This window comes from Burkholderia sp. YHN3-13 (genome assembly GCF_055810675.1).
This window is the reverse complement of record NZ_JBVVNQ010000019.1, coordinates 1-21,795: the sequence shown is the minus strand read 5'-3', so window position 1 is coordinate 21,795 and position 21,795 is coordinate 1. Positions and strand designations below refer to the sequence as shown.

25 protein-coding genes are annotated in these 21,795 nt (G+C 65.6%); 17 read left to right on the top strand and 8 right to left on the bottom strand.

Annotation, left to right across the window (positions count from 1 at the left end):
- The first annotated feature begins 50 nt into the window (after nt 1-50).
- Complete coding sequence (locus AC0KUR_RS30655; protein ID WP_006493394.1) at nt 51-776, top strand: response regulator; 726 nt, start codon at nt 51-53, stop codon at nt 774-776.
- Nucleotides 760-2,076 carry an ATP-binding protein gene (locus AC0KUR_RS30650; RefSeq protein WP_049033472.1) on the top strand — a complete coding sequence of 439 codons (1,317 nt, stop codon included), beginning with the start codon at nt 760-762 and terminating at the stop codon, nt 2,074-2,076. The genes AC0KUR_RS30655 and AC0KUR_RS30650 overlap by 17 nt, the downstream gene beginning before the upstream one ends.
- Nucleotides 2,077-2,118: 42 nt before the next feature.
- Here AC0KUR_RS30650 and AC0KUR_RS30645 read toward each other — a convergent pair whose 3' ends face one another.
- Nucleotides 2,119-2,385 (bottom strand): double-stranded DNA-specific endonuclease, encoded by a 267-nt coding sequence (locus AC0KUR_RS30645; protein ID WP_027786765.1) that lies wholly within the window; start codon nt 2,383-2,385, stop codon nt 2,119-2,121.
- 448 nt (nt 2,386-2,833) lie between these two features.
- Here AC0KUR_RS30645 and AC0KUR_RS30640 point away from each other — a divergent pair, with 448 nt between their 5' ends.
- Together AC0KUR_RS30640 and AC0KUR_RS30635 are read left to right on the top strand one after the other, a co-directional pair.
- Entirely contained in the window at nt 2,834-4,591 is a 1,758-nt protein-coding gene (locus tag AC0KUR_RS30640) for an ABC transporter permease (protein ID WP_034186229.1), read from the top strand.
- A gap of 22 nt (nt 4,592-4,613) precedes the next feature.
- Nucleotides 4,614-5,951 carry an ABC transporter ATP-binding protein gene (locus tag AC0KUR_RS30635; protein WP_069245685.1) on the top strand — a complete coding sequence of 446 codons (1,338 nt, stop codon included), beginning with the start codon at nt 4,614-4,616 and terminating at the stop codon, nt 5,949-5,951.
- Between the two features lie 66 nt (nt 5,952-6,017).
- On the opposite strand, the gene AC0KUR_RS30630 is transcribed toward AC0KUR_RS30635, so the two are convergent.
- Nucleotides 6,018-6,512 carry a hypothetical protein gene (locus AC0KUR_RS30630; RefSeq protein WP_069705592.1) on the bottom strand — a complete coding sequence of 165 codons (495 nt, stop codon included), beginning with the start codon at nt 6,510-6,512 and terminating at the stop codon, nt 6,018-6,020.
- Entirely contained in the window at nt 6,509-7,060 is a 552-nt protein-coding gene (locus tag AC0KUR_RS30625; protein ID WP_034190696.1) for a hypothetical protein, read from the bottom strand. Before AC0KUR_RS30625 ends, AC0KUR_RS30630 begins: the two co-directional genes overlap by 4 nt.
- Nucleotides 7,061-7,346: 286 nt before the next feature.
- Here AC0KUR_RS30625 and AC0KUR_RS30620 point away from each other — a divergent pair, with 286 nt between their 5' ends.
- From AC0KUR_RS30620 to AC0KUR_RS30610, 3 genes are all read left to right on the top strand, one after another.
- Nucleotides 7,347-7,544: a hypothetical protein gene (locus AC0KUR_RS30620; RefSeq protein ID WP_080287933.1), complete on the top strand. Its 198-nt coding sequence runs from the start codon at nt 7,347-7,349 to the stop codon at nt 7,542-7,544.
- Nucleotides 7,545-7,681: 137 nt separating this feature from the next.
- On the top strand, nt 7,682-9,103 hold the full coding sequence (gene otsA / locus AC0KUR_RS30615; RefSeq protein WP_034190697.1) for an alpha,alpha-trehalose-phosphate synthase (UDP-forming): 1,422 nt from the start codon (nt 7,682-7,684) through the stop codon (nt 9,101-9,103).
- The gene (locus tag AC0KUR_RS30610; RefSeq protein ID WP_034190827.1) at nt 9,096-9,686 is read left to right on the top strand and encodes an AAA family ATPase; all 591 of its coding nucleotides are present in this window, start codon (nt 9,096-9,098) and stop codon (nt 9,684-9,686) included. Before otsA ends, AC0KUR_RS30610 begins: the two co-directional genes overlap by 8 nt.
- Nucleotides 9,687-9,705: 19 nt before the next feature.
- Here AC0KUR_RS30610 and AC0KUR_RS30605 read toward each other — a convergent pair whose 3' ends face one another.
- Nucleotides 9,706-11,073, bottom strand: coding sequence for an MFS transporter (locus AC0KUR_RS30605; protein WP_034190698.1), 1,368 nt, complete (start codon nt 11,071-11,073; stop codon nt 9,706-9,708).
- Between the two features lie 182 nt (nt 11,074-11,255).
- Nucleotides 11,256-11,636 carry a DUF5594 family protein gene (locus AC0KUR_RS30600; protein ID WP_473376819.1) on the bottom strand — a complete coding sequence of 127 codons (381 nt, stop codon included), beginning with the start codon at nt 11,634-11,636 and terminating at the stop codon, nt 11,256-11,258.
- Between the two features lie 117 nt (nt 11,637-11,753).
- On the opposite strand from AC0KUR_RS30600, the gene AC0KUR_RS30595 reads away from it, so the two are divergent.
- Nucleotides 11,754-12,155: a hypothetical protein gene (locus tag AC0KUR_RS30595; protein ID WP_473376818.1), complete on the top strand. Its 402-nt coding sequence runs from the start codon at nt 11,754-11,756 to the stop codon at nt 12,153-12,155.
- Between the two features lie 196 nt (nt 12,156-12,351).
- Here AC0KUR_RS30595 and AC0KUR_RS30590 read toward each other — a convergent pair whose 3' ends face one another.
- Nucleotides 12,352-12,666, bottom strand: coding sequence for a hypothetical protein (locus tag AC0KUR_RS30590; protein ID WP_034190701.1), 315 nt, complete (start codon nt 12,664-12,666; stop codon nt 12,352-12,354).
- A gap of 143 nt (nt 12,667-12,809) precedes the next feature.
- Between AC0KUR_RS30590 and eco the strand changes: the two genes are divergently transcribed.
- Nucleotides 12,810-13,310 carry a serine protease inhibitor ecotin gene (gene eco / locus AC0KUR_RS30585; protein ID WP_034190702.1) on the top strand — a complete coding sequence of 167 codons (501 nt, stop codon included), beginning with the start codon at nt 12,810-12,812 and terminating at the stop codon, nt 13,308-13,310.
- 40 nt (nt 13,311-13,350) lie between these two features.
- On the opposite strand, the gene AC0KUR_RS30580 is transcribed toward eco, so the two are convergent.
- Nucleotides 13,351-13,974 (bottom strand): TetR/AcrR family transcriptional regulator, encoded by a 624-nt coding sequence (locus AC0KUR_RS30580; RefSeq protein WP_473376817.1) that lies wholly within the window; start codon nt 13,972-13,974, stop codon nt 13,351-13,353.
- 115 nt (nt 13,975-14,089) lie between these two features.
- On the opposite strand from AC0KUR_RS30580, the gene AC0KUR_RS30575 reads away from it, so the two are divergent.
- Entirely contained in the window at nt 14,090-14,830 is a 741-nt protein-coding gene (locus AC0KUR_RS30575) for an SDR family NAD(P)-dependent oxidoreductase (RefSeq protein ID WP_049032606.1), read from the top strand.
- Between the two features lie 42 nt (nt 14,831-14,872).
- Here AC0KUR_RS30575 and AC0KUR_RS30570 read toward each other — a convergent pair whose 3' ends face one another.
- Nucleotides 14,873-15,211, bottom strand: coding sequence for a hypothetical protein (locus tag AC0KUR_RS30570; RefSeq protein WP_175027593.1), 339 nt, complete (start codon nt 15,209-15,211; stop codon nt 14,873-14,875).
- Between the two features lie 250 nt (nt 15,212-15,461).
- Between AC0KUR_RS30570 and AC0KUR_RS30565 the strand changes: the two genes are divergently transcribed.
- The 7 genes from AC0KUR_RS30565 (at nt 15,462) to AC0KUR_RS30535 (ending at nt 21,571) form a co-directional block, all read left to right on the top strand.
- Entirely contained in the window at nt 15,462-16,832 is a 1,371-nt protein-coding gene (locus AC0KUR_RS30565; RefSeq protein WP_473376816.1) for a right-handed parallel beta-helix repeat-containing protein, read from the top strand.
- Between the two features lie 254 nt (nt 16,833-17,086).
- Complete coding sequence (locus AC0KUR_RS30560; protein WP_256868944.1) at nt 17,087-17,839, top strand: hypothetical protein; 753 nt, start codon at nt 17,087-17,089, stop codon at nt 17,837-17,839.
- 46 nt (nt 17,840-17,885) lie between these two features.
- A complete protein-coding gene (locus tag AC0KUR_RS30555; protein ID WP_256868945.1) occupies nt 17,886-18,326 on the top strand; it encodes a nucleic acid-binding protein in 441 nt (146 codons plus the stop codon).
- 23 nt (nt 18,327-18,349) lie between these two features.
- A complete protein-coding gene (locus tag AC0KUR_RS30550; protein ID WP_473376815.1) occupies nt 18,350-18,532 on the top strand; it encodes a hypothetical protein in 183 nt (60 codons plus the stop codon).
- 57 nt (nt 18,533-18,589) lie between these two features.
- The gene (locus tag AC0KUR_RS30545; RefSeq protein WP_473376814.1) at nt 18,590-20,050 is read left to right on the top strand and encodes an RES family NAD+ phosphorylase; all 1,461 of its coding nucleotides are present in this window, start codon (nt 18,590-18,592) and stop codon (nt 20,048-20,050) included.
- Nucleotides 20,051-20,071: 21 nt separating this feature from the next.
- Nucleotides 20,072-20,935 (top strand): hypothetical protein, encoded by an 864-nt coding sequence (locus tag AC0KUR_RS30540; protein ID WP_473376813.1) that lies wholly within the window; start codon nt 20,072-20,074, stop codon nt 20,933-20,935.
- A gap of 267 nt (nt 20,936-21,202) precedes the next feature.
- Nucleotides 21,203-21,571, top strand: coding sequence for a hypothetical protein (locus AC0KUR_RS30535; protein WP_473376812.1), 369 nt, complete (start codon nt 21,203-21,205; stop codon nt 21,569-21,571).
- Nucleotides 21,572-21,795 lie beyond the last annotated feature (224 nt).

Genomic DNA, 21,795 nt, shown 5'->3' with positions numbered 1-21,795 from the left:
TCCCTTTGTTTCGTTCTTCGACTCCGCCCTCGCGCGGTAAACTTCGAGCCATGACTACCCAGATCCTCATCGTCGACGACGACCAAGAACTCCGAGACCTGCTGCGCGACTATCTCGTGCGCCAGGGGATGGAAGTGTCCGTGCTGCACGACGCGGCGACGCTCGAGAAGCGCCTCGAGCGCGAGCGGCCCGACCTGATCGTGCTGGACCTGATGATGCCGGGCGTGGACGGCCTGACCGCGCTGCGCCAGTTGCGCGCGGCCGGCGACGACATCCCCGTGATCATGCTCACCGCGCGGGCGGACGACGTCGATCGCATCGTCGGGCTCGAACTCGGCGCGGACGACTACCTCGGCAAGCCGTTCAACCCGCGCGAGCTGCTCGCGCGCGTGCAGGCGGTGCTGCGCCGCCGCCGCGCGACGCCGTCGGCGGCAGCGCCCGAACAGCGCGAGCCGTTCGCGTTCGGCCGTTTCCTGCTCGACTTCCAGGCGCGCACGCTGTCGGTCGACGGCAAGCCGGCCACGCTGTCGAGCAGCGAATTCGCGCTGCTGAAGATCTTCGTGAACCATGCGCTGCGCACGCTCACGCGCGAGCGGCTGCTCGAGCTGCTGCACGGGCCCGAGTACGACGGTACCGACCGCGGCATCGACGTCCAGGTGTGGCGCCTGCGCCGCATCCTCGAAACGGATCCGTCGACGCCGCGCTTCATCCAGACGGTGCGCGGGCGCGGCTACGTGTTCGTGCCCGACGGCGAGGCTCATGCGCAAACCCATTGATTCACTGTTCGGGCGGCTGGCGCTGCTCGTCATCGGTGTCCTGCTCCTGTCGCACTTCGCGTGGTTCTTCGCGATGCGGCTCGAGCGCAACCAGATGCAGACGCGTTATGCGGTCGAGGAAGCCGCGTTCCTTGTCGACGCCGTGCGCCAGCACGTCGAGCGCACGCCCGACCAGCCGCTGCCGTCGCGTGTGCGGCTGGTGCCGCCGGACAGCGCCGACGTCCCGAAGGGCGGCGATTCGGCGTTGCCGCCGCCGCTCAAGCGGTTCCGCGACGACGTGAGCGAGCGCATGCCGCCCGGCACGCAGGTCGAGATCGGCACGCCGGGCCATCCGCCCGTGCTGTGGGTGAAGGAGCCGGCCGATCGCAACTGGATCGTGGTGCCCGTGCAGCCGCTGCGGCCGCCGCGCTCGCTCGACCGGATGCTGCTGTGGCTCGGCACGATCTTCTCGGCCGGCGTGATCGCCGCGCTGTTCGCGGCCTGGCAGCTGCAGCAGCCGCTGCGCTCGCTCGCGCGCGCGGTCGGGCGTTTCGGCCGCGGGCAGCCGGTGCCGCCGCTGCGCGAGCGCGGCCCGCGCGAGCTGCGCCAGCTCACGCACGGCTTCAACCAGATGGTGGAGCAGGTGTCGCAGGCCGAGAACGATCGCGCGGTGATGCTGGCGGGCGTCGCGCACGACCTGCGCACGCCGCTGGCGCGAATGCGCCTGCGGGCGGAAATGATGGACGACGCGCGGTTGCGCGACGGCGTCGTGCGCGATGTCGACTCGATGTCGCACATCGTCGACCAGTTCCTGGTGTTCGCGCACGGCGGGTCCGACCGCAGCGAACCGGTGCCGGTCGACCAGGCATGCGAGCGGATCGCGCGCAGCTATCGCGCGGTCGCGCCGAATGCGCCGACGGTCCAGACCCGGCTCGATGCCGATCCGGGTTTCCGGCTGCCGACGGCCACGCTCGACCGGATCCTGTCGAACCTGCTGGACAACGCGCATGCGTATGGCGCACCGCCGGTGCTTGTCGAAACGGCGCGCACGCCGGCCGGCTATGTGTTGTCGGTCAGCGACAGCGGTGGCGGGATTGCGCCGCGCGATCTGGCGGCCGCGACGCGGCCGTTCGTGCGGCTCGACCCCGCGCGCGGCGGGAACGGCCACAGCGGGCTCGGGCTTGCGATCGTCGAGCGGCTGGTGCTCAGGCTGGGCGGGGCGTGCGACATCGGCAACCGCCCCGAGGGCGGTCTGCGCGTCGCGATGACGTTCCCGTTCGAGGCCGTGCCGAAGGACGAACCCCACGCACAGGCCGCGTAGGCGGCTGCGGCGCCTGCCCGGCCGGGCGGGCGCCGCGCGGCGTCATTCGCCGAACAGCGTGCCGAGCGTCTCGGCCGCGTTGCTGTCGATCGTGTTGTAGGTCACGCTGGTGGCCTCGAAGATGTAGACGGTCGTATACCGGCCGAGGCGCTCCAGGATTTCCTCCTGCAGCGATTCCGGCACGACGTTCATATTCAGGTACCATGCGGTCGACGACAGCCGCGTCTGGAACGACCCGTACTCCTGCATCAGTTCGTAGAACGCGTCGGCATCCTGATCGCGGCAGACGATCACCAAGTTTCCTGCCATTCCCTTTCCTCCCGCTCGTCGGTCGATCCCCAAGGGGGCTAGCCCCGATCATACCCGCTTCACCGTATTCGGCCCCTGATGTCCGACACGGTTTGCGCCCGTGTGGGGCTGGCGGGTTCCCGGCCGGGCCGGATCACGGCATAATTCGGGCCTGCTGCCGGCCGAAGGACTCAGGCCGGGCTGCTCCGTACCGCGCACCGGCCGTCCGCCCGCGCGTCGGGCACGATCGGTGCACCGACCCCGGACGGTTGAACCTGAAATACAGGTTGGTGTAGTGTCGTGCCGTCGCGGGCCGACTCGCCCCCGGGAGCGCGGGCGCAGCGTGCACGCACGGCGCATCGCGCGTGCGCGAGATCGTCAGTCAATCGAGAATTACCGCGCCCGTGCGCTTTGCCATGAATCAACATCGACTGCCGGCTTCGTTCGGCCTTACCGGGGAGGGCGCCTGATGAATGTCGGATTCTTCAATCCGAACCGGACCGCCAACGCGTCCGCGTGGCGCGTTCTGCCGAACCGTTGGGACTTCATCGCGTTTCCGCTGATCATCTGCCTGATCGCGATGGCGGTCGTCGGTTTCCACGAAACGATGGCGCCGATCGGCACGCTGCAGACGCAGAAGATCTCGCTCGACCCGTCGAACCTGCCCGAATACGCGTTGCGCACCACGCTACGGATGCTCGCGGCGATGGTCGCGTCGCTCGCGTTCACGCTCGTCTACGGCACGCTCGCGGCCAAGAGCCGTCGCGCGGGCATGGTGCTGATCCCGATCCTCGACATCCTGCAGTCGGTGCCGGTGCTCGGCTTCATCTCGTTTACCGTCACGTTCTTCCTCGCGCTGTTCCCGAGCCGCGTGCTCGGCGCCGAGCTCGCGGCGATCTTCGCGATCTTCACGAGCCAGGCGTGGAACATGACGTTCAGCTTCTACCAGTCGCTGCGCACGGTGCCGCGCGATCTGGACGAAGTGTCGCGCGGTTTCCACCTGACGTCGTGGCAGCGCTTCTGGAAGCTCGAAGTGCCGTTCTCGATGCCGGGCCTGATCTGGAACATGATGATGTCGATGTCGGGCGGCTGGTTCTTCGTCGTCGCGTCGGAGGCGATCACGGTCGGCAACCAGACGATCACGCTGCCGGGCATCGGCGCGTATCTCGCGCAGGCGATCTCGGACAAGAACTTCGGCGCGATCGGCTGGGTGATCCTCACGATGACGGTCGTGATCCTCGCGTACGACCAGTTCCTGTTCCGGCCGCTCATCGCGTGGGCCGACAAGTTCCGGATGGAGAACACCGCGTCGGGCGATGCGCCGCAATCCTGGCTGCTCGACCTCGTGCGCCGCACGCGCCTGATTCATCAGCTGCTCGTGCCGGCCGGCTGGTTCTTCGCGAAGGCCGCACGGATTCCGCTGCGCCTGCCGCTGTCGGGCGCGATGCGGTTTTCGCTGCCGCGCGTCGAGAAGAAGGCGTCGCGCACCGTCGACATCGCGTGGGCGATCCTCGTGCTGGTCGGCACGGCCTACATCGTGTGGCGCGTCGTGAGCTTCGTCGCGACCGGCGTGACGATGGCCGAGGTCGGCCACGTGATCACGCTCGGGCTCATCACGCTGCTGCGCGTGGTCGTGCTGATCTCGATCGCGTCGGTGATCTGGGTGCCGATCGGCGTATGGATCGGGCTGCGCCCGAAGCTGGCCGAGAAGCTGCAGCCGCTCGCGCAGTTCCTCGCCGCGTTCCCGGCCAACCTGCTGTTCCCGGTGTTCGTGATCGTGATCGCGCGCTTCCACCTGAACGCGGACATCTGGCTGTCGCCGCTGATCGTGCTCGGCACGCAGTGGTATATCCTGTTCAACGTGATCGCCGGTGCCACGTCCTACCCGAACGACTATCGCGAAGCGGCGACGAATTTCCGCATCCGCGGCTGGCAGTGGTGGCGGCAGGCGATCCTGCCCGGCATCTTCCCGTACTACGTGACCGGCGCGATCACCGCGTCGGGCGGCGCATGGAACGCGAGCATCGTGTCGGAAGCCGTGCAGTGGGGCAACACCAAGATCGAGGCGCACGGCCTCGGCGCGTACATCGCGCAGACCACGGCCGCCGGCGATTTCCCGAAGATCATCCTGGGCATCGCCGTGATGTCCCTGTTCGTCACCTTGTTCAACCGCCTGCTGTGGCGGCCGCTGTATGCTTTCGCCGAAGCGAAGCTGCGGCTCGACTGAGATCGATTGAGAGCGAAACGCGATGCACAATCCGAATGCTGTAAACGCCCCCGTCCAGACGTCCCAGCCGCCGCGCCTCGGTGAGGAAATCCTGCGCGTCGATCACGTTTGCCGCGGCTTCAACAAGACGCAGGGCGAACTGCTCGTGCTCGACGATGCGAACCTGTCGCTGCGCGAAGGCGAGATCGTCGGGCTGCTCGGCCGTTCCGGCTCGGGCAAGTCGACGCTGCTGCGCATCATCGCCGGCCTGATCGAACCGACCGGCGGCGAGGTGACCTACCTCGGCAAGCCGCTGACCGGCCCGGCCGAAGGCGTCGCGATGGTGTTCCAGACCTTCGCGCTGTTCCCGTGGCTCACCGTGCTGCAGAACGTGGAAGCCGGCCTCGAGGCGCTCGGCGTCGGCGCGCGCGAGCGGCGCGAGCGCGCGCTGGCCGCGATCGACCTGATCGGTCTGGACGGCTTCGAGAACGCGTACCCGCGCGAGCTGTCGGGCGGCATGCGCCAGCGCGTCGGTTTTGCGCGCGCGCTCGTGGTCGACCCGACGATCCTGCTGATGGACGAGCCGTTCTCGGCGCTCGACGTGCTGACGGCCGAAACGCTGCGTACCGACCTGCTCGATCTGTGGACGCAGGGCCGCATGCCGATCAAGTCGGTGCTGATCGTCACGCACAACATCGAGGAAGCCGTGTTCATGTGCGACCGGATCCTCGTGCTGTCGTCGAACCCGGGCCGCGTGATCGCCGAGATCAAGGTGCCGTTCAAGCATCCGCGCAACCGGCTCGACCCGGCGTTCCGCAAGCTCGTCGACGACATCTACGCGAAGATGACGGCGCGCCAGACCGGCGAGGCGACGAAGAAGGGACTCGAACTCGGCAGCTGGCTGCCGCAGGTGTCGACCAACCTGATGGCCGGCCTGATCGAGACGCTCGCGATGGCGCCGTACCACGGCCGCGCGGACATGCCGGAAATCGCGCGTACGCTGCATCTGGAAGTCGACGACCTGTTCCCGATCGCCGAAGTGCTGCAGTACCTCGGTTTCGCGGACGTGCGCGAAGGCGATGTGTTCCTGACGCCGCCGGGGCGCGTGTTCGCGGAATTCGGCACGCAGGAGCGCAAGCTGATGTTTGCCGATCACCTGCTGAAGCACGTGCCGCTGGCGGCCCGGATCAAGAAGGTGCTGAACGAGCGCCCGGGCCATCGCGCGCCGCGCGTGCGCTTCGAGCAGGAGCTGGAGGATTCGCTGTCGGACGGCGCGGCCGAGGAAACGCTCGACGCGGTGATCGACTGGGGCCGTTACGGCGAGATCTTCTCGTACAACGACCAGACCGAGATCTTCAGTCTCGAGGACGTCGAGTCCTGATCGACGATGCCGGGCCGTCGGCCCGGCATTCGCAGGCGCCGCGCGTGACGCGGCGCGCATCGTCCGTTACTGCAGGTTCCCCCACCGGTCGACCGCCGGCTCCGCCGACGCCCACTTCCAGTGCGTGCCTTGCTGGCATGCATTCGCGAAATACCAGTCGGCCTTGTCGCCGTCCTTCACCGAGAACGCGAATTCCTTGCAGATCGCGAGCGCCGACGCGTACGCGCGCGTGACGCGCACTTCGCCTTCGCCGTTTTCCAGCGGCAGCGTGTTCTTCACCTTCCACGGCTTCACTTCGCCGACGGCCAGGCCGCCGGCCGTCTTCGCGATCGCGTCCTGCTGGTTCTGATGGAGTTGCTTCATCGTGCGGTTGACGGCCTCGTCGGTCGCGGCCTGCACGGCGATCCCGACGCCGACGCCGACCGCCGGATTCGCGGTGACGAGGCCCGTCGCCGCACCGGCGAGTGCGCCGCTTGCCGCGCCGACCGAGCCGCAGCCGGACAGCGCGGCGGTTGCCGCGCACAGCACGCCGATCGCCGCGAGACGGAGGGCGACGCTCATTGCAGCGCGCCCCAGCGCTCGGTCGCCGGCTCGGCGGACGCCCATTTCCATGCGGGGCCGTCGCGGCAGATGGTGGCGACGTAGAACGCCGATTGCGCGGCCTTGTCGGCCTTCGCCGGCGTGTCGACCGCGAACACGATTTCCTTGCAGTCGAGCGGGCCGACGCTGATCATCCGGCTGACCGTCACGCGGCCCTGTTCGTCGTCCTCGATCGGGAACGAATGGTGCGTCGACCACGGCGCGACGCCGCCCACATCGAGCGGGCCGGCCGCCTTCGCGATCTGTTCCTGGGTGTAACGGTGGGCGACGCGCTGCGAGTACTGGACCCCGGCCCGCGCGCCGGCCACGGCGCCGAGGCCGATACCCGTCGCGACGGCGGCGTTGTTCGTGACCTTGGACGCGATCGCGGCGCCCGCGATACCGGCGCCGGCCGTCGCGCCTTCGCTGTACAGCGAGTTGCAGCCTGACAGCAGTGCGGCCGTGGCGATGACGGCCAGCACGATGCGCGCCGGCATGGCCCGACGCGGCGATTCGAAGCGAATGTTCATCCCTGAGTGCAAGTCCTGTCTGGGTGAGCGGCGGCGCATGCACGCCCTGATGCCGCATCATTGTTTCGCAATTGTCATAGGAAAATTGCAAAGCTTTGACAAATCGCCGGCCGGCATGCCGCGCGCACGCGCGGCGCTATTGTCGGATAGATGATTGGCGAGGGGTCGAAACGTTACAAATTGAAGGTAATTGTTACCTTGGCGTGCCGCGAACCGACCTAGACTGTTTTGCTATGGAATGTTTCTCCGACGGCCTCGAGCCGCGCCGCACATGAGACACCCAGCCATGCGCCGTTCAAAACGGTTGTCACACCGGCCGCCCGACGCGGGAGCAGACCGCCCGCGTCCGCGGACCGACGCGCCACCGGCGCCGCCCGCCGGCGCGCCCGACGAGACGCCGTCCGACGGCGATCACAACCAGGGCGGCGCTCGCCCGGAAGGGCTCGACTATCAACGCGACCTCGGTCAGGAGCAGGACGCTTGATGTCGTCGGCGTTGCATTACACCGCCGTATTTCATTGCATTTCTCGGAACTGAATCGCCGCGCGGTCGCCTTCGGGCCGCCGCGCCCGCTTCGGCGCGCGCCGCGCGCGAGCTTATCGAATCGAGGAGGGAAACCGCATGAGCAGATTGATCGTGGTATCGAACCGTGTCGCCGCCGGCGAGGACACGCGCCCGAGCGCGGGCGGCCTGGCCGTCGGCGTGATGGACGCGCTGAAGGAAAGCGGGGGCGTCTGGTTCGGCTGGAACGGCGAGATCGTCGGCGCGCCCGACGCCGAACCCGCGATCCAGCGGGACGGCAACGTCACGTACGCGACGGTCGGCCTGACCCGGCGCGACTACGACCAGTACTACCGCGGTTTCTCGAACGCGACGCTGTGGCCGGTGTTCCACTACCGCGGCGATCTCGCGCGCTTCGATCGTCAGGAGTACGCCGGTTATCTGCGCGTGAACGCGATGCTCGCGAAGCAGCTCGCCGCGCTGCTGCGGCCCGACGACCTGATCTGGGTGCACGACTACCATCTGCTGCCGTTCGCGCATTACCTGCGCGAGCTCGGCGTGAAGAACCCGATCGGCTTCTTCCTGCACATCCCGTTTCCGTCGCCCGACATGCTGCGCCTCGTGCCGCCGCACGAGGAACTCGTGAAGTTCATGTGCGCGTACGACGTCGCGGGCTTCCAGACCGACGCCGACAAGCAGGCGTTCACCGACTACATCGAACGGCGCGGAATCGGCGCGGCCAGCGACGACGGGATGCTGCATGCGCACGGCCGTGTCGTGAAGGTCGCCGCCTATCCGATCGGCGTGCATCCCGACGCGATCGCGCAGGCGGCCGTCCAGTACGGCACGCGCAAGCCGGTGAAGATGCTGCGCGAGGCGCTCGACGGCCGCAAGCTCGTGATGAGCGTCGACCGTCTCGACTACTCGAAGGGGCTCGTGGAACGTTTCCAGTCGTTCGAGCGGATGCTCGCGAACGCGCCGGGCTGGCAGGGGCGCGTGTCGCTGTTGCAGATCGCGCCGCCGACGCGTTCGGACGTGCAGACCTACCAGGACATTCGCGAAACGCTCGAAGGCGAAGCCGGCCGCATCAACGGCCGCTTCTCGCAACTCGACTGGACGCCGATCCAGTACCTGAACCGCAAGTACGAACGCAACCTGTTGATGGCGTTTTTCCGGATGTCGCAGGTCGGCTACGTGACGCCGCTGCGCGACGGGATGAACCTCGTCGCGAAGGAGTACGTCGCAGCCCAGGATCCGGCCGATCCCGGCGTGCTGGTGCTGTCGGAGTTTGCCGGTGCGGCGGCCGAGCTGACCGGTGCGCTGCTCGTCAATCCGTACGACCTGTCGCAGATGGCGGAAGCGCTCGAACGTGCGCTGTCGATGCCGCTCGCGGAACGGCAGGCGCGTCACGAGGAAAACCTCGCGCGGCTCCGTGAAAACGACCTGTCGGTCTGGCGCGACACGTTCGTCGCCGACTTGCGCAGCGTCGCGGCGGCCGCGTCGGTCACGCGGCGTGCGGGCCGGCGCGTCGCGCATGCGTGAGTTCGCCCCGGGCGCGGGTGCCGAGGACGAAGAGACGGACGCCGCCGGCCGTTTCTTCGTCGTGACGGGCGGCCCGGGTTCGGGCAAGAGCACGCTGCTCGATGCGCTGGAGCGCGCCGGCTTTGCGCGCTCGCAGGAAGCCGGGCGCGGCGTGATCCGCGACCAGATGGCGATCGACGGCCTCGCGCTGCCGTGGCGCGACCCGGCGGCGTTCGCCGAGCTGATGCTGAGCTGGGAGATGCGTTCGTACCACCTCGCGCGGCAGGCGCGCGGGCCCGTGTTCTTCGATCGCGGCGTGCCGGACGTGGTCGGCTACCTGCGGCTGACGGGCCTGCCGGTCCCCGCGCACGCGGAAGCGGCGGCCCGCCGTTTTCGCTACCACCGGCGCGTGTTCATCGCGCCGCCGTGGCCCGACATCTATGCGCAGGACACCGAGCGCCGGCAGGATTTCGCGGAAGCCGAGCGGACCTACGACGCGATGGTCGAGTGCTACACGTCGTACGGCTACCGGCTGATCGAGTTGCCGCGCGTCGGCGTCAAGGCGCGCGTGCGCTTCGTGATGGACGCGCTCGACGGCGCGTGACGCCCGTCGCGCGGTAGTCTCAGGTCGCCGTGTCCGGCCTTGGCGACGTGATGCGCAGCATGCTCACGACGGCCGCCACCGCCGCGAATGCCGTGGCGACATAGAGCGCGATCGTCGGCCCGCGATCGGGCGACAGCCCGAAAATCAGCGCGACCAGCGCGGCGCCGAGCGTCTGGCCAGTCAGGCGCGCGGTGCTCAGCATGCCGCCCGCGCCGCCGCTGCGCTCGCGTGGCGCGGACGACAGCATCGCGCGGTTGTTCGGCGACTGGAACAGCCCGAAGCCCGCGCCGCACAGCGCCATCCGCCACACGATGTCGACGGTGCCCGGATGCGCGCCGATCGTCGCGAGCGACAGCAGCCCGGCCGCGAACAACGCGAGCCCGATCCCGCCGAGGATGCCGGCCGAATAGCGGTCCGACAGCACGCCCGCTAGCGGCGCGGCGAACACGATCACGAGCGGCCACGGCGTCATGTACAGGCCCGTCTCGACCTGCGAGAAGCCGAGCGAGTTCTGCAGCCAGAACGGCAGCGCGACGAAGGCAAGCATCTGCGACGTGAACGATGCCATCGACGTGTAGATCGACAGCGCGAACATCGGGATGCGCATCAGGTCGACGGGCAGCAGCGGCGCCGGCTGCGACAGCTGGCGCTTCACGAAGAAGTAGCCGACGACGAACGCCACCGCCAGCTCGGCCGCGACGTACGCATGGCGTTCGCCGTGGCCGAGCCCGTCGACGGCCGTGATCAGCAGGCCGAACACGCACGCGTTCATCAGCGCGCTCGGGAAATCGTAAGGCGCGTCGTGCAGCGGGTTGGCCGGCAGCGCGCGCAGGCTGCCGAGGACCGCGGCGATGCCGATCGGCACGTTGACCGCGAACAGCCACGGCCACGATGCGAACGACAGGATCGCGGAGGCGACCGTCGGCCCGATCGCCGACGACAGCGCGACGACCATCGCATTGATCGACAGCCCGCGCCCGAGCATCGACGACGGGTAGATCATCCGCACGAGCGCCGCATTGACGCTCATGATGCCGGCCGCGCCGAACCCCTGGATCACGCGCATCACGGCCAGCATCGGCAGCGAGCCGGCCAGCGCGCAGCCGAGCGAGGCCGCGGTGAACAGCGCGAGCCCGGCGATGTAGATGCGGCGATAGCCGATGCGCTCGCCGAGCGACGCGAGCGGCAGCAGCGTGATCGTGACCGCGAGCTGATACGCGTTGACGATCCAGATCGATGCGGCGTCGGACGCGTGGAGGTCGCGCGCGATCGTCGGCAGCGCGACGTTCGCGATGGCGCCGTCGAGCACGGCGAGCGTGATGCCCAGGGCGACGCAGACGATCGCCCAGTAGCGTTGCGGAAGCGGCAGGCCGGTATCGGCGTTCATGACGGGAGCGAGAGCTTGGTTGTCCGCGCACCCGGTTGCCGGTTGCGTGCGCAACCATGCGCGAGGGTGGCGGCGATGAACGGCCCGCTCGGTGCGGCGGCACCGGAACGGGGCCGGTCGAGTGTATCACCGGGCCGCATGACGCGACGCCGGCATGCTTGGCCGCGGGCCGGCGCGGGCACTCAGCCTTCGAAGTCGAGGCCGCCGAGCCGCACGAGCGGATCGGCTTGCGTGCGCGACGCGAGATCGATGTCGCGCGCGCCTTGCCACGCGCCCAGCTTTCTCGGCAGCGCGGCCAGGTAGTGCTCGAAGCGCTGCGGGCCGTCCGGCTCCATCAGCCGCTCGATTTCGTCGGTGTCCCAGGTCAGCTCGAGATTCAGCGGATGCTCGAAGCCGCTCACATGCTCGTGCGGCGTGCTGCGGATCTGCACGCGCGTCGGATGCCCGTGGCCGCCGTACGGGACGACGTCGGTCAGTACGTGCTCGGCGAAGAAGGCGGCGATTGCCTGCGCGATGCGCGGCGCGAATTCGGTATCGAAACGGCGGGCGGTTTCGGGCTGCATGAAGGCGTCTCCTGTGTGCCGAAAATCGTAGCACGGCGGCGCGGCGTTCCGGTGGGCCCGATGCCGGTAATCGCGCGTTACCACTTGCTGCATCTATTACGGCAGCGTGCCGCCACAATGCATCGCATCCAGTACCACTTCGCGTGGGAGTCCATCATGAAAAAGATTGCCGCAGTGTGTGTCCTCGCCGGTTCGCTCGCCATCGCGGGCCCGGCGTCCGCGCATGGCCGCGACGGCGGCGCCGTCATCGGCGCATTGATCGGCGGCGCGGTGCTGGGCGCGATCGTGACGTCCGCGATGAATCCGCCCGTCGCGTATCAGGCGCCCGTGTACCAGGCACCGGCCTATCAGCCGCCGACGTACTATCAGGCGCCGGCATACCAGCAGCCGGCGTATCCGACCTATCAGCAGGCGCAGTACCAGGACGACGGCACGAACTATTGCTACGACCGTTACCAGCGCGCGTATGTGTGCGGTGCGCCGGTGCGGGGCGGCTACGCGCAGCCGGCCGGCTGGTAAGCGGGCGCACGCGACGCGTGAACGGGCAGGGCGCCGGCAGGCCGGCACCCGCCGGGGTTCATTCGCGGGACCGGACGACAAAAGGCCCTCGCTTCATGCGAGGGCCTGTGCTTTTGTGCGACCGTCCGTTTGCCTGCGTGACGCGCGACCGGCCACCGGCGGGCCGTGCGCGGATACAAACGGTTGCAATTGCGCGTCAGTGACGATGGCCGCCACCGCCGTCACCGCGCCCGCCGCCGTCGTTCCAGTCGCCGCGGCGTCCGCCGCGTCCCCAGCCGTTGCCGCGGTTGCCGCGATCGCCGTCCCAGCGGTGGTAGTCGCGCCGGCCGCGATCCCAGTCGCGCCCGCCGCCACCGCCCCAGATGTTGACCGTGCCGTACACGGGCGACGGCGCGTACGCGTAGCCGGGATCGGAATAATAGGGCTGTCCGTAGCCGTATCCGGCGTCCGGGGCGACGACGCAGCCGGCCAGCAAGGTCGCGACGCCGGCGGCAGCAATGAGCTTCAGCATGATGTTCTCCGTTGGTTGCCGTATAAGTACCGCGCACGGGAACCGGCAGCTGTTTGCAATTGTGTCCGCAAATTACAGCTCAGTAAGGTCTTGATGCGAAAGTGTTAGGATCCGGGGCTCTTTTGTTTTTCAGGAGCACATCGATGAAATTCGCGATCCGGGCCGCCCTGGCCGCTATCTGCGTAACGACTGCCGCCGCGTGCGTGGCGAGCCCCGCATCGGCGCCCGCCGTGCCGGCCGAGTCGATCAAGATGTTTCCGCAGGCGGCGGCCGGCCAGCAGCGCGTCGTGATCGGGCTGCCCGCGCTCGAGAACGAAGGCGATGCGCGCGTCGAACTGATGATCGGCAAGACGCTGCAGACCGACTGCAACCAGCAATGGTTCGGCGGCGAGCTGACCGCCGAGGACGTGAAGGGCTGGGGCTACACGTACTACCAGCTCACCGACGTGAAGGGGCCGGCATCGACGCTGATGGCATGCCCGGGCCAGGCGCCGCAGCAACGGTTCGTGCAGGTGCGCGGCGACGGACAGCTGCTGCGCTACAACAGCCGCCTGCCGCTCGTCGTCTACGTGCCGGACGGCTTCGAGGTGCGCTATCGCGTGTGGCATGCGTCGAAGGACGTGCAGCAGGCCACGAAGCAGTAAGTCACCCGCCGGCGCGGTTGCGTGCGGCAGTGTCCTGACGCTATGCGCCGCCCGTGCTGCCCGCACCGACGAGCGCGGGCCATGCGCCCAGCGCGGCCTGCGCGATGGCCTCCAGGTCGCGGCGGCTCGCGCCGTCGCACGCCTGGATCGACATGCCCTGTTGAACCGTCACGTAGTAACGGGCGATTGCATCGAGGTTCGCGTGCGCCGAGATCTCGCCGGTCGCGACGCCGTGCCGGAGACGATCCCGCAGCGCCTCGACCGTGCCCTCGCGCATCCCGATCAGCGTTTGCCGGACCGTGTCGGAGCGTTCGGCCGGATGCAGCGCCGACAGCACGATCAGGCAGCCGGGAGGCTTCGAGCGCCGCGTGAACACGCGCGCCGTATCCATCAGGTAGTTCCGCACGGCGTCGTGTGCGCTGTCCGCCCGTTCGACGCCACCCCAGATTTCCCGTCCCTCCGTCGCGACGTAGTGCTCGAGCGCCTGCCGGAACAACGCTTCCTTGCTGCCGAACGCCGCATACAGGCTCGGCGACGCGATGCCCATCGCGGCCGTCAGGTCCGTCATCGACGCACCTTCGTAGCCGAGGCGCCAGAACACCTCCATCGCGCGATCCAGCGCCGCTTCCTTGTCGAAGCTTCTCGGTCGGCCCCGTTCAGCCATTGCGTCCATCCCTGCGTCGATTTCTGTATCGATCGATAAAATAAATCAATTGACTGTGCGACGCAACTCGCTACATTCTGTGTCGGTCGTTACATAAATAAGGAAAGGAACCGACATGAACCGACTTCAGGGCAAGCGTGCACTCATCACCGGCGGCAGCCGCGGCATCGGCGCGGCAATCGCGAAACGGCTGGCGGACGAGGGCGCGGACGTCGCGATCACGTACGAGAAATCGGCCGAGCGGGCGCAGGCCGTCGTCGCGGGCATCGAGGCGCAGGGCCGCCGCGCCGTCGCGATCCAGGCCGACAGCGCCGATCCGGTTGCCGTGCGCGACGCGGTCGACCGTGCCGCGGAGGCGCTCGGCGGCCTCGACATCCTCGTCAACAACGCGGGGATTTTCCGGGCCGGCGCGCTGGACGACCTCACGCTCGACGACATCGACGCGACGCTGAACGTGAACGTGCGCGCGGTGATCGTCGCGTCGCAGGCGGCGGCGCGCCATCTCGGGGAGGGCGGGCGCATCGTGTCGACCGGCAGTTGCCTCGCGACGCGCGTGCCCGATGCGGGAATGAGTCTCTATGCGGCGAGCAAGGCCGCGCTGATCGGCTGGACGCAGGGGCTCGCACGCGACCTCGGCTCGCGCGGCATCACGGTCAATATCGTGCATCCGGGTTCGACGGATACCGACATGAATCCGGCCGACGGCGAACACGCCAGTGCCCAGCGTTCGCGCATGGCGATTCCGCAGTACGGCAAGGCCGATGACGTCGCCGCGCTCGTGGCCTTCGTCGTCGGGCCGGAAGGGCGGTCGATCAACGGCACGGGCCTGACGATCGACGGCGGTGCGAACGCGTAAGGGCCGCGCCCGGCGGGATCCGGCCGGGCGGCGCGACGTTCGTTATCGGCAGCCGAGCCGTTGATGCTCGGTTTCGAGGTCGGCCCGTTTGTCGTAGGCGTGCAGTTCGTTGCGCGGCTTGCCGTCCGGGCCGACGCGGCGCACGACCTTGTGGCCGCGGTCGGGGGCGTGCGTGACCGCGTCGATGCGCGCGGCCAGTTCGCGGCAGCGTGCGTCGGGCGATGTGCTGTCCCGAAGTGGTGCTGCCGCCGTCGTGACGTTGGCGATGCCCGGGCTGACATAGCGCGGCGTGGCGCGAGCCGTGCCGATATCGGTGTCGGTGGCGTTCGCCGTGCAGGTCAGCGCCGAAAGGGCGGCCAGTGCCGCGATGGTTCGAATCATGATCGGGTCCGGTGCGAGCGAAGGTTCGGGATTCTACGCAATGCGTGGTGCCTCACCGTGGTGCACGGACAAAGTGCGATCACATGTCGCATGACACGGCGATGAATCGGAGAGGCGCGCCAACGGTTCGTGCGTCGGACATACAGTGCGCCGGGGCGGACGAAGGCCTCATTTACAAAGGCGCGACGCATCCTTAGGATGACGCCACCTCCGGTCCGTCAGAAATCCTATGCATATAGTCGATTGCGCGATGCTCGCCGCGCTTTGCCTTGTCGTTGCCGCGTGCGGCGGTGGCGGCGACAGTGCGGCGCCGCCCGCGCAGACCGTTGCGGGCACACCCGTTCCGCCGGCATCGCCTGCCGAGCCTGCCAGCGCGGCGTCCGGCGGCTCGCCGTCGTCGGCGAATCCCGCCAGCCCGGTGCCCGCGTCCACCGCGGCCGGCACGACGCCCGGCGCGGCGCGCGCGCCCACGCAGGGTGCCAATTCCGGGCTCGTCGCGGATGTGACCGTCTATCCGGCAGCCAACGGCGGCGATCAGGCCGACGCGCTGCAAAAGGCATTCGACAGCCTGAAGGCCGGCCAGCGCCTCGTCATCTCGCCGGGGCGTTACGTCGTCGGGCATTCGCTCACGGTCAGCGTGCCGCAGGCGGTGATTTCCGGATACGGCGCGACGCTGGCCGCCACGAATCCCGCGGACCAGACGATCGTGATGAGCGGTACCGGTTCGACGCTCGTGGGCGTGACGCTGGTCGGTACCGGCACGACGCGGCTCACGACGCCGGCCTCAACCAAGGTCGACGTGATCGGTGCGGGCGTCCAGGTGCTGCGCGTGACGATCCAGGGTGGCGCCAGCGCCGGGATCTTCGTGTTCGGCGGCAGCGACGTCGCGATTGTCGGCAACACGGTGAGCGCCACACTGGCGGACGGGATCCATACGACCAACGGATCGATCAACGTGCTCGTGCAGAACAATACGGTGACGGCCACCGGCGACGACATGATCGCGGTCGTCAGCTATCGGGGGGACGGCCGCGTCAGCAGCAATGTGCTGATCGACCATAACGCGGTGTCCGGCAACGTGTGGGGGCGCGGCATGGCGGTGGTCGGCGGCCAGGCCGTGACGATCTCGAACAACACGGTCGACGGCGTGCAGAAGGCGGCGGGCATCCTGGTGGCGCAGGAGGACAGCTGGAACTCGTTCGGTGCGTCGAACGTGATGATTAGCGGCAACGTCGTGACCAACATCCAGAACTCGAACGCGAACAACGGGCTGCAGCCGACGCAGCAGGCGGCGCTCGAACTGGACACGTCGACGGGCACGGTGACGAATGTCGCGGTGACGGGCAACAGCGTGTCCGGCTCCGGTTATGCGGGTTTCCGGGCGTATGGGAACGTGTGCTCGTTCAGCGTGACGGGGAACACGTTCTCGTCGATCGCCGGTTCGCCCGTGTCGCTGCTGGCGAGCGGGTGTGCGGCGAGCCAGATGGTCGTCGATGCGAATCGGTTGGGCGATGGCAGCTTGCTGGCGCAGCCGGCGGGGGTGTCGGCGGCGAAAGGGGCGTTTTCCGTGACGGGGGCGGATGCGAGTTTGATGCCGCAGGTGAGGACGGGGTTGATGTGAGGGGGCTGGGCAGGGTGAGGTTGGCGGGTGGAATGTTGGTCCCCCGACAGAATTCATGTCGGTATGCCGAACAAGGAATTAGTGGTAATTTTTGGTTTTTATGCCCCCAAAAAGTCCCCCATGGGGACGACGCTAGCCGGCATCGAAATTGGTGCGGCAACCCGAAATCTGACCCTCGATGTGTGCAGCGTAACAGCGTGGCTGCTAATATCCCTAGCATATGCTGCGGCACCGCCGCTAGCGGTTTGACACGAATGATGGACGCCAAGGAACGACTCAACTTTCGCATAGATAGCTTTACGCCTGAGACGCTGCCCATGGCACGCCTGGCGCAGTATCTCGCGCAACTTTCGCAGCTTTATGGCAGCGATGATTCCGTGCACTTCGAAAAACTGCGGCACGGGAGCGCCATTGTCCAAGTGACTGTTGAGGAACCTGCGTTCCCGAAGGTCTATCAGCGGATTCAGAGCGTTCGCACTGGTGATCCAGAGCCGGAAGCGCACAAGGCGTTCCGAGCGATCGACAAGATGCTCCGCAGTGACAACGCGGTGGGCACCATTACGCGAAGCAGCGGAAAGGCAAAGATCCTGGAGTTTCCCGGCCGGAAGTTGCCCGTTGTCGATCCGATCACCATTTATCAACCGACGAGCGTTGACGGAGTCGTGATCAGAATCGGCGGCCGCGATGACACCATTCCGGTTTCAGTGCGAGATGCGGAAGGAAAGATCGTCAACTGCGAGATTCGCGGCATTGCTCAAGCCAAGGATCTCTCGAAGCACTTCATGGCGGAAACGCTGCGCTTGTCTGGCAACGGCAAATGGAACCGATCGCCCAACGGCGACTGGACGCTAGAGGCGTTGGTGATCCAATCGTTTGATGTTGTCGACGATGTTCCCCTTGACGACGTGTTGGCCGAGTTGCGGGCCGTTCGCAACAACGGATGGGCCAGCACGGAAGACCCCATAGACGCGTGGAAAAAGATGCGGGGCGTGGATGATAGTCTTTGATGCAAACGTGTTGATTTCGTTGTGCACCGGGGATGAGAACGACGAGATGTTTGAACGCATCACGGGCGTAATCCAGGACGCGGTGGCAGCTAAAATGATCATCGGCGTGCCGGCGCCTGCGTGGGCAGAGTTCTTATGCGGAACAGGGATTGCCACGTCAGGGGTAATCGATGTGCTGAAGAAGCGAAGCGCTATTCGAATCTTGCCGTTTGACGAGGTGGCGGCAACAGAACTGGCTGCGATCGACAGCGCAACGCGTGCGAAGGGCGGAAAGAAGGGCGCGTCCAAATCACAGTGGCAGAAGGTAAAGATTGACCGCCAGATTCTTGCGATTGCGAGGGTAGTGAAGGCGACGGCCATTTATACCGAAGATACAGGTTTGATCGCTGAAGCACAGCGATTGAACGTTGTGGCAGTGAAAACTAGCGAGGTTCCGCTGAAGCCGAAGCAGAACACATTGGATCTTCAGGATCCCAGTATTGAATGAACAACTTGCCATTGGAAAATGACGTGAAGAAACTCGCAGTTGCTCCCGTTGCATCGATGTTTGTTTCGGTCGCGTTCGCTCAGGCTTCTGCACCGGCTGCAGCACCCGCGAAGACCGGCTCCAAGGTGAAGAAGCGCAAAGCGCATGGCAGCAAGCCGTTTACCTTGGATAAGTCGAAGCTCGACAGCGGCGACAAACTGCAGTAGGCACGCCTTCGATACCGAAGCCCGCCACGCGCGGGCTTTTTTTCGCTTGTTGCGAGCATGGACAATACCGACAACCAGAACGAACTGGCCGCTAAGGTCATCTGCATCAACTGTGTGGGGGATGAATATCTATCGAAGGAAATGTTTTCTGTCGGTGTGCAGGCCGTATGCGACTACTGTGATGAGTTGTCAGCGACAGTGACGATCGGCGACCTTGCGGAGTGGGTCGAGATGGCGTTCGAAGAGCACTACATACGCACATCTGACCAGCCGACATCGATGCAGTGGACGGTGATGTCCGATAAAGAGTCGCTCTATGAATGGGAGCGCGATGGATCTCCTGTTGTTGATGCCATAGAAGATGCTGCGTCAATTCCTAGTGCCGCAGCAGAGGACGTCCAAGCGATTCTCCAAGAACGCCACGCAGATTTCGATTCGGCTGCAATGGGCGAGGAATGTGAATTCGCATCTAGCGCGTACTATGAAGAGAAGGCTCCGAGCACTCGAGAATGGGATGAAGAGTGGTCAAATTTCGAAAATTCACTCAAGACTGAAGCGCGGTTCTTCAATCAGGCTGCTGCCGTTCACCTGGAACAAGTCTTTGGCTACATAGATCAATTCAAGACGCGGGATGGCCGCAAATTGGTCATCGACGTCGGACCAGGCACAGCACTGGAGCAGCTATATCGCGCAAGGGTATTTCAGGGTGTCAGCGAACTACCGGATGCGCTTCGTTTCCCAGATATTCATCTCGGCTCTCCGCCGTCAAAACATGCAAGAGCGGGCCGAATGAACGCTCAAGGCGTATCAGTCTTCTACGGAGCAACCGATGCAGGGGTTGCGTTGGCGGAGGTTCGTGCGCCTGTTGGAAGTAGGGTGGTGGTAGCACAGTTCTCGATAATTCGGCCACTACGCCTGCTTGACCTTACTGCACTAAACGAAGCCCATGTGGCAGGGAGCATCTTTGATTCTACCTATCTGAGACGCGTCGAACGGGCTGCGTTCTTACGAACACTTGGTGATCGGATGTCGCGTCCCGTAATGCCTGGTGACGAATCGATCGACTATCTTCCGACACAGGCCGTGGCGGATTTTTTGGCAATGGAGAACACTCCACGTTTCGATGGAATTGTGTTCCCGTCGGTTCAATCAGACAGTGGACGTAACGTTGTCTTATTTCATCATGCGGCGCAGGTGCAGAGCTATACCTTGCCGGAAGGTGCGGAAGTAAGAGCTTCTATTGCGCATGAAACTGATGAGGGATGGGAGGAGGATTACTCGGTGTTTGAAGAAATTCCGAGACGAGTGGAAGCCAAGCGAGATACGCCGGGTGATGATCTTCTCGATACTAGTTTCGAATTTGCGTGGGACCAGTCGAGTCGACGGGATCTGCGTAAGGCAACCTTAGCAATCGACGTCCGTACAGTCACGGTTCATTACGTTCATTCTGTTGCGGTGAATACCACGTCCCATCCAGTCCATCGTCATCGACATGAACGTAGGGCGGATGAGTTCTAGGTCAATTGTATTGAGGTGTGCGTGTCGACGCGGCAGAAGGACTTCGCCCATGGGCTGACTGATCCGATCGTCGCCCGAATCGCTCAGATGCATGATGCCAAGCGAACTGCGAATCGATGGATCGCATGGGAAGAGTATTTCCCACCTCGCCCCGGCGATGCTGAGCGTCGAGCCTACGACTCCGAGGTTCTGCGATGTAGCAAATCGACGCTGAGAAGAGGGCTGCAGATTCTAGATGCGGTTTGCGTCGCTGCGGCGTCGCGCGGATTTACGACCCGGATGGGATATTGCTGCAATCACATCGACCTGCTGCGTGACGAGGCGACAGTTAGAGTACGTCTCGTCGAACGTGGATTTCGTACAGACACGACGAAACTGGCGGATGTGGATAGAGATCGATTCCTGGGGCATGGAATCGTCGGCTCCGGTCTTCTAGAACTCATCATCGACGAGTACTCGGACCAAGCGAGGCGGTTCAAAGACCATCAGGATTCCAATGTTCTCGACCGGCTCTCGGACATTGTGGCCGCGATCGAGGCTCGTCATGTTGAATCGCTTGAACGTCTCAGGCGAGAGCGACGGCGCGACGAAGCAATTCGGCTGATTCGGGAAGAGGCCGCAGCGCGGGAAACTGAGCGGAAGGTGGAAAAGCGACGGATCGACGATCTGCTGAAAGAGGTGCGCGATTGGAACGACGCCGACCTGATTCGTCGATACGTGCAGTCGCTCGATCATAGATATGCAGGTGGCGAGCAGCCAGCCGAAGATTATGCGTCGTGGCGCAAGTGGGCACTAGCGACGGCCGACGAGTTGGATCCTAGCTCGCGACGTTTGCCGCAGCCCGGGGAGCAGGGACGACTGCGGTTGGGGGAAAAATCCGCTTGACGCTTCCGAGACACGTGACTATTCTAAAGTCGCTGCTGAGACAACAGCGGCCGGGTTTGGCGACCTGACACTCAAGGCGGATGACGACCGCCACATGGCGGTATTTTTTCGTCTGTACACTTCGCGCACATCCAGTCTATGGGTGGGCGATGGTGGGGATACCCGCGAGGGTATGCCGGATGCCTTGAGTGCCGGTTCGCCAACCCTGTCATTCGCCCGCCCACCCCGTTTGGCGACGGAAGGCGGGTCCAACACTCAAGGACCATCATGCCGACTAAACCTTCTGCCGTATCCTCTCCGAAGCCCGATTTCACCGACGCTGCATACCGCGGCGCGCTGATGCGCGATCTGTATGCCGGTGCCGATCGTGCCCAATGCGGCTTCATCTCGCTCTCAGACCTCGGCGATGTTGCGCGCGCCGCTGATGCACTGCAGACGATCTCCCGCCTCGTTCACAACAGCCTCTCCGAACCCGAAATGTCGGACGCTGAGCCGCTCGGGTTGTCTGCTCATCTGGGCCTACTGAACGCGGCCGAGGTGATTGCGAAATATCTGGTCGAACTCGAGAACCGTATGCGAGAGACTGCAGATTCATACGCGCAATTCAAGGCAGGGCAGGCAGTGAACCATGGCTAACATCACGGATGCATCCAAGGTCGCCGGCGGTGCACAGGTCTTCAACCTTGCCGATTTCCGAAAGAACCGGAAGGCGACTCGCAAGCCGTCAGCCGAGGTGACGGTGCGTAACTGCGGATTTCGGTGATGGTGATCAGCCGTTTCGGCGAACGTGATCAGTTTGGAAGGTGGTGTTGCGCGGTCAATGGATTATAGCGAAGGTGATCACGATCAGGATGCGGAGG